Source organism: Microbulbifer mangrovi (assembly GCF_002009015.1).
Taxonomy (GTDB): domain Bacteria; phylum Pseudomonadota; class Gammaproteobacteria; order Pseudomonadales; family Cellvibrionaceae; genus Microbulbifer; species Microbulbifer mangrovi.
This window is the reverse complement of sequence record NZ_LZDE01000204.1, coordinates 1-7,956: the sequence shown is the minus strand read 5'-3', so window position 1 is coordinate 7,956 and position 7,956 is coordinate 1. Positions and strand designations below refer to the sequence as shown.

Annotated in this window: 5 protein-coding genes; all 5 read right to left on the bottom strand. The window is 57.8% G+C overall.

From position 1 onward, the window contains the following. Window positions 1-1,068 (bottom strand): glycoside hydrolase family 3 protein (locus tag B4U49_RS02260; RefSeq protein WP_275078271.1); only part of this gene is annotated, 1,068 nt, incomplete at its 3' end. Between the two features lie 212 nt (window positions 1,069-1,280). Further along, on the bottom strand, window positions 1,281-2,819 hold the full coding sequence (locus B4U49_RS02255) for a glycoside hydrolase family 16 protein (RefSeq protein WP_078082958.1): 1,539 nt from the start codon (window positions 2,817-2,819) through the stop codon (window positions 1,281-1,283). A gap of 140 nt (window positions 2,820-2,959) precedes the next feature. Further along, on the bottom strand, window positions 2,960-5,743 hold the full coding sequence (locus B4U49_RS02250; RefSeq protein ID WP_078082957.1) for a di-heme oxidoredictase family protein: 2,784 nt from the start codon (window positions 5,741-5,743) through the stop codon (window positions 2,960-2,962). A gap of 276 nt (window positions 5,744-6,019) precedes the next feature. Continuing rightward, on the bottom strand, window positions 6,020-7,513 hold the full coding sequence (locus B4U49_RS02245) for a tryptophan halogenase family protein (RefSeq protein ID WP_078082956.1): 1,494 nt from the start codon (window positions 7,511-7,513) through the stop codon (window positions 6,020-6,022). Window positions 7,514-7,555: 42 nt separating this feature from the next. After that, window positions 7,556-7,956, bottom strand: a 401-nt coding sequence (locus B4U49_RS02240; RefSeq protein WP_193432800.1) for a cupin-like domain-containing protein, incomplete at its 5' end; no start/stop codon positions are given.

The following is a 7,956-nucleotide window of genomic DNA, read 5'->3' as shown; positions in this document are numbered from 1 at the left end:
AAACATGTCGAGGCCGGCATTGATCGCCTGCGGACAGCTCACGTTGCTGCAACCACTGACGAACTGGTGACCTGCCCAGTCGCCGACAATAAAGCCGTCAAACCCGAGACGCTCTTTCAGGACATCGGTCATCAGGTATTTGTGACCGTGCATCTTTTTGCCGTTCCAGCTACTGAACGAGGCCATCACGGTCTGCACTCCGGCCTCGATGGCAGTGAAGTAACCCTGGGCGTGGATCTCGATCAGCTCTTCTTCACTCATGATCGCGTCGCCGCGGTCGATGCCGTTTTCGGTACCGCCATCGGCGAGGAAGTGCTTGGCGGTGGCAACCAGATGCTTGCCATTGAACAGTTCTTCGCTGCCCGGTGTACCCTGCAGGCCCGCGACCAGTTTGCCCGCGTAGTCGCGCACCACAGCCGGGTCTTCGGAATAGGATTCGTAGGTACGGCCCCAGCGGTCATCGCGCACCACCGCCAGGGTCGGGGCGAAGATCCAGTCGATACCGGTAGCGGCAACTTCCGCCGCGGTAGCAGCACCGACCTGACGCATCAGTTCGGGATTGTGTGTAGCACCGAGCGCGATATTGTGCGGGAACAGGGTCGCGCCGATGACATTGTTGTGTCCGTGTACCGCGTCGGTGCCCCAGATTACGGGGATGGCAACACCGCCGTCGCTGGTGTCCATGGTGGCTTCGTAGTAGCTGTCAGCCAGGGCTACCCAGTCGGCAACACTCGCGTGCTTGTCGTCGCCCGGGAAGGCACCGCCGCCATTGAGAATGGAACCGATGTGGTACTGTTTGACCTCTTCCGGGGTCGCGGAGCGAATTTCGACCTGCACCAGCTGACCGACCTTCTCCTCGACCGACATCTCGTCCAGCAGTCCGGTGATGCGCGCTTCCATCGCCGCATCCTGGGCAATCGGACTGGCCAGTTCTGGCCAGGCGTCATTCACCTGTGCAGCAGTGGCATCCGTTGCCTGCGGCTCAGCGGCCATTTTCTGTTCACCGCAGCCGGCGAGGCCACCGGCTATCAGTCCGGAGATGACCCCCAGCAAAATTCGCTTTTTCATCACCGCGCTACTCCCCTTGGATATGCATTGGTTCTTATTCGTCTAGTGACTTGCCTGCGGCGACTGGTCGCTTGCCCGCTCCCGTCCGCCCGGCTTTTCCAGCTTCCTTTGTACGGACTGCGCCGGAAAGGGTCGTCCCACTTCCCCGTTCCGTCACAAAATGGTGCAAACCACCTTGCCACCCTGTGCAAATCGGGAAAATGGGACGCGGATCAGCGGCTCCAGATCACGTTATCCACCTGCAATACCGCTCCCATCTGATTGTCCCACCCGGGAGAAATCACAAACGGGGTATTCACGCTCTGTGCATTCAGCCCCCCGTCCACCAGGTCCATGACCGGAATCTGGAATTGAGTCCACTGATTTACCGACGGCATCTCCAGGGGAATATCGCCTGAGGAGCAGGGATGACCACAGTCGGCGCGAAACGTGAGCGAAGCGGATCCCGCATCCGCCGGTTCCGCCAGCACGCGCAGGTCAAATTTCACATAGGTATAAGCGCTGAGATCGAACGCGGCTTCCGACTGAAAATAGCCGATGCCCTGATTGGTGTTGAAGGAAAACTGACCAACCTCCCCGTAATCACCACCGGCATCCACCACTTCCAGGTCCACGCTGCCACTGGCGGTCCAGGTCAGCCACTGATAGGGCGCCTGCACCGCCCCATCAAAAATTGCCAACTCGTCACCATCGCTATCCGGTGCCTGCGGCGGAGTGATTCCCGGATTGAGTACAAAATCGCCATCGCTACTGGCGCAACCTTTGCCGGTGTCGAAATCTTCCGTGCACTGGTACACCCGCACGTAATCGATCACATACTCCTGCGGAAAAGCGCTCTCATCGATACCGGTGTCGTTGACGTTGGACGGCCAGTCGCCGCCCACCGCCAGGTTCAGGATCAGGTGGAATGTCTGGTCAAACGGCGCCAGCGGATTGTCCAGGGCAGCGGTGGTGTACCAGCCATCACTGGTCTGGGTGGCGTAGTGGTCACCATCGACGTACCAGCGGATCTCGCCCTCTTCCCACTCTGCGGCGTAGGTGTGGAAATCGTCGGCAGGATTCAGTCCGCCGGGAATCTGGTAGGCCTCGCCGGTGTACTTGTTGGCCGGCCAGGAATCCCCGTAGTGCAGGGTGCCGTGAATACGGTCTTCGCCGCCGACCTTCAGGTTTACCGCCTCGAGAATGTCGATCTCTCCGGAGAGCGGCCATCCGCCATACACCCATTCGCTGGGCAGCATCCAGAAGGCCGGCCAGGAGCCCTGCCCGAAAGGCAGTTTTGCGCGCATTTCAAAACGACCGTATTTCCAGTCGCCGAGCCCTTTAGTGCGCAGTCGCGCGGAGGTGTAGGTACCGCTGCCGGAAGTGTCATCGGGATCATAATCGGGGTCATCATCCACACGATTGGGGCCGGTCACGTCTTCGCGGATTGCCTTGATATGCAGCATGTCATCGGTAACCCAAGAATTTTCCGGGGCGTCGGTATAGCACTGGGCCTCATTGTTGCCACCACCGGTGCAGTTTTTTTCATGGGACCATTTTTCGGTATCGATCGATTCACCGGAGAATTCGTCCGCCCAAACCAGGCAGTAACCGGAATTGAGAGGATCCTGCAGACATTGCTCCGGCCGCTCTACCACCGGATCAGCGGGCACGCCGGGATCTTCCTCATTGCCGGAACCACCGCCGCCACCGCAGGCCGCCGCTGCCAGCCCCATGCTCAGAACGGACGTGCGGAATAACATTTTGGACATCGCTGTCTCCTCATCGCGAGTTTATTTTTATCTTGTGGAGTGCTCGGGTTGTCAGCACATTTTTTTGTAACCCGGAAAACACCCGCGGGTCGCCCCACCTTGATGACGTTTCAAAGGTGGGGCGAGCGGGTTTGGCGGTGTTACAGGGAATTGAGGAAATTCAACAGGTCCTGTCGCTGTGATGCAGACAGTCCCTGATAGGTATTTTTAGAAGCTTCACCTTCGCCACCATGCCAGCGAATGGCTTCGTCGATACTGCGCGCGCGACCGTCATGCAGGTAACTGTGCTCGGGCGTGCACACTTCGTTGCCCTGCCCTCCGATCGGGTTTTCCACACCGCCGGTCACGCACGCGGAAAGTCCCAGTCCCCACAGGGGTGCCGTGCGCCACTCGGCACCGCTGGCCTCTCCCTCGCCGAGGTTATCTGCCAGCCCCGGACCCATGTCGTGCACTAACAGATCGGTGTAGGGATGAATTGTCTGGTTGCGCAGCTCGGCAAACGGATGGAATGCGCTGGTCTGCAGCGTCGGTGTGTGGCAATCCACACAACCGATAGAAGAGAACAACTGGCCACCGTTCACCACGGAGACATCGTTGTAATTCCGCTGCGGGCGCACGCCCAGAAGCGCAATATATTTGGTGAGATCCTGCAGGTGATTGTCCGCAAGTTCGGCACCCGTCGCACCGCAGTCCGTCTGGCTGCTGCCACAATCAGGACTGGGGAATACCGACGTCATGACCCCCATGTCCGAATTGAAAGCGCGCGCAAGCTGATGACGAATACTTGCGGCACCGGCTTTCCAGCCAAAACGTCCCAGACGGGTATCGCTGGTTTCCGGATCGACAACGCGGTTGGCTCGGCCGGAAATACCATCGCCGTTGGAATCAGTGGGGTCGGCCGCGGCGATAATCGCCGATTCACTGACCGCTTCGAGCAAACCCATCCCCACCAGATTCGGTGCGATTCGCGCAGAAAAGCGTTGTGGTGTCACACCGGTAAATGCGTAGTTGGGTGAGCGCAAACCGTTCTGCTCACTCCAGCTGGCGATGGAAACAGAGCCTTCGCTGGCCGCACCGTCACGCGCCTTCGGCTGCAATACCGAACCGAGGTAGGGGTCCGGATTGCCATTTGCATCCGCCACCTTGAAGGTCCATTTTTCCAGCGGCTCGCCAACCGCTGCCGGCACCGCACGACCGTTGCGCTCGTGGCAACTGCCACAACTGGTGTTGATGTAGTGCGGCCCTGCGCGCCCTACCATCGGCGCAAACGGTGGATTCTCCAGCGGCTTTTCATCGTGCACGCCGTCAATAGCGGAGCTATGCAGGATACGGCGACCACGCATAAATGGCTGGGCATTGTCGTACCCCATATTGGTTGCCATCTGCATAAAGTGGTTGTCAGTCTCACCGGAGGTCAGCGCGTGTATCGTGGTATCTCCACCCAGCCAGGCCTTTTCTGCAATCTTGTAGGAATCTTTCACTCCACCAAATGGCGTGGTTCCGCCAACATCCCACGGGACCAGTCCTTCGCCGACGATATACAGAAAGGTAGTGCCATAATAGTTTGCGCGGCCATTGGGCACACTGGGATCGAGGAACTGACTGATTTCAAATTCCAGTTTATCGCCGACCTGAATCGCACGATTTTCCCGGCAATTGAAACTGCGCTCCTTGTAATAGTTGTAGTTATCCACCACGTTCATTACGCCGTTGTCGCAGTACTCGGCTACGGTACCTACCCCGCGATAAAACCAGCGGTTTTCGGCCTCGGTATCGCTCAGTTTGAACTCGGTGCGCACATTCATCCGCACGGTATCACCGCCCTTCGCTACCTCGTCGATGATTTCAATGGCGGCGGTGCGATCTTCCCAGTAAAAACTCAGGTAGTGATCGTAAGCCTGGAAGTGATCTTCCTTGGCATGGCGATCGCGCGCGCGATCTGAAAAGCGGGTCACCAGTGCCGTGGGGGTTTCGTAGACGATGGCGGGCTCCAGCGCAGTGCCGCTGTTGAAAATCGGAATGATATTGCCCAACCCCGGATTGCCACCGGAGGAAGAACTGCTGCTCGAACTGCCTCCAGAGGAACTGCCAGAACCGCTGCCGCCCCCGGAAGAGGAGGATGAAGAGGAGGATGAAGAGGAGGAAGAAGCGGAAGACGACGAGCCACCCTGGCCAGTGAAGGTAAACTGTACCGGATCGGTGGTTTCCCCTACGCCTGCGGTAATTTTGGTGAAGTAGTAGGTCACCACATCACCGGCAGACAGGTTCGGAATATTATGTGTCCAGTTGCTGCCACTCTGCGTCATGCGCACATTCATCTGTCCGCCGCCATTTACCGCATAGTGCACATCCACAATATCGCCACCACTCATTCGCGCCTGCGCGGTAGATACATCCAGCTCCATCAGGCAACCAGTGTCACAGTTGGCGGGGGTGCCATACACGCCCAGCTCCCAGATGGAGTAGCCCCACTGGTTGCCGGCACTGCGGCTTATCCCCTGGATACGCACTTGCTGGTAAATACCGTCCACGGTAACCGTGTCCGTGCGGTGCCCGAATATGCCGCCGGTTTGGGTCGACAGTGTGGTCCAGTCAATGCCGTTGTTGGATCCCCAGATTTCATAGGTATCCGGATTGGCGGCCTCCCAGAAAATTTCTACCTGATCCAGATCGTAGGGCTGCCCCAGGTCCACCGTAATCCAGGACGGATCCGTCTGCGCCGCGGATGCCCAGCGGGTTCCGGCGTTGCCATCGACGGCGTTGCTCGCCGGAAGATCTGCGGTACTGGCGGTAACCGGCGCACCGGTTGCCAGGTTGACTGGTTGCGCATGGGATACGGCACTGGAAATAAAAAGTGCCGCGCTGGCAAGAAGGGAAATTACGGGCGCCCGAAAGGCTCCCCGTTGCTCAGGGATTCGACGCATGAATGAACCTCGCATTGATTATTGGTTATTCGAGTTCTCGAGCGCTATTGCACGTTATAACTAACGCACGCTCAATTGCACTCTCATCGTTTGCGTCGGTGAAACTAGACTTTTCCGGGACGGAAAATCGTCCCACTTTGTGGATGGCATTTAAATGGCGCGGCACCCCGCGCCAAACAGGCACTGAGGTACCATTTGAAAGTTAGGTTTTGTGAAACCGTCAACAATTATCGATAACGACCAGAACGGATCTATCTCAAAAAATTTCGGCTCCGCTTATTCCATACGGGCTTTACAGTAATGATTAATAAACTCCATATGGTCCGGCCAACCATCCACTACACCGCGCACCTGACTGCGAATACCCGCAAGGAAACGGCTCAGCTCTTCGTCACTCATCATATCCACGATGGGATGATAGGTACGCGGCATTAATCCCTGGCCGAGCAATACCTGCAACCACGAACTCTCGCCAAACAGTTCGGTTCCATTCTGGTAAACGCGGCCGCTCTCCTCGAACACCAGCATACGGCGCGCGAGCGATTCAGGAATATCCATGCCGCGGCAGTGACGCCAGAATTCCGAATCCTGGCGATCGGTCAGCTTGTAGTGCAGGATCACGAAGTCGCGGACATTTTCCGTCTCTTCCCGGATCAGCTGGTTATATTCGTCCACATCCGTCTGCACGATACCGGTGGAGGGGAACAGGGTCAGCAGGCGCACGATACTGCGCTGGATCAGGTGGATGCTGGTGGATTCCAGCGGTTCGATAAAACCACTGGACAGGCCGATCGCCACACAGTTTTTATTCCAGTGCTGGCGACGGGTGCCGGTACGGAAGGGGATCACCCGCGGATCGTTGAGCGGTTCACCCTCGATATTTTCCAGCAGCTGTTTGGTGGCCGCATCTTCATCCATGTAGTGGCTGCAGAAAACCAAACCATTGCCAGTGCGGGATTGCAGCGGAATGCGCCACTGCCAGCCAGACTCGCGCGCGATGGAACGGGTGTAGGGGACCGGGTTTTCGGACTTCCCAGTCTGCACCGCCACCGCGCGATCGCAGGGCAGCCAGTGCCCCCAGTCGTCGAACCCGGTGTGCAGAGCCTGATCGATCAGCAGGCCGCGGAAGCCGGTGCAGTCAATAAACAGATCACCTTCCAGCAGTTCACCACTTTCCAGCTGCAGCGCCTTGATATGACCGTTGTGGTGATCCAGCTGAACGTGCTGGATTTTTCCTTCGACGCGTTCCGCACCGTGTTTTTCCGCGAGGGTGCGCAGATACTTTGCGTAGAGGCTGGCATCAAAATGATAGGCGTGAGTGCGCTCGCTGCGCGGGGAAACCGCATAGCGCCCCATGCGCGCACCGAGATGTTCTTTGGTGTAATCGCCGATGTCGTGGTCGATTCCCAGCTGTCGGCCCTTCACCCAGAAATGGCTGAAGTTGCATGCCCAGCAATCTTTTCCCGCGGCGCCAAACGAGTGGATATAGTCCTGCCCGACATCTTTCCAGTTTTCGAACGCGATCCCCAGTTTGAAGGTCGCGTTGGTTGCCGCCATCATCTCGCGCTCATCGATACCGAGTAACTGATGGAATAGGTGCAAGGTGGGGATGGTTGCCTCGCCGACACCGACGGTGCCGATTGCCTCGGATTCAACCAGTTTTATATCGAGGTTTTTTCCCAGTAGCTTTGCCAGCGCAGCCGCTGCCATCCAGCCCGCGGTGCCGCCACCGGCAATGATCACTTTGCGAATATTGTTCTGTGTGTTCACGCTCGTTCTCTCAACTCGTTATTGCCCGCGTTTTTCCGGTATTTACCGTTTCAGGTCATTTTGTAGTTTCGCGCGCAGTTGCATCGCCTTTTCCAGCGACAGCGGCTGCTCCTGGATACCGCGCGCCGCGGATTCGATATGCTCGGCAGATCCGGCGTCCGTATCAAATACATAATAATCAAATAGCGCCCGCCACGCCTTTCGCTGGTGTTGCGGCAGATCGCGCAAGCCGAGCATGGCGTGCAGCAATGCATTGGTCGGCCGCCCCAGATACGGGGCCGAATCCCGCCACCAGTGGGTATAAAGCACATTCAGGGTATCCAGGCTCTCTACGTGGTGCCACCACATACCGGGAATATACAGTGCATCACCCGCTTCCAGTTCCGCCAATTGCGCGCTGGCCAGTGCCTCGCGAAAGCGCGGGAAACGCTCAAAGTCGGGAT

Excerpts from the sequence above, each read along its gene's own strand:
- B4U49_RS02250 (WP_078082957.1), bottom strand. The coding sequence starts at position 5,743 with ATGCGTCGAATCCCTGAGCAACGGGGAGCCTTTCGGGCGCCCGTAATT.
- B4U49_RS02255 (WP_078082958.1), bottom strand. The coding sequence starts at position 2,819 with ATGTCCAAAATGTTATTCCGCACGTCCGTTCTGAGCATGGGGCTGGCA.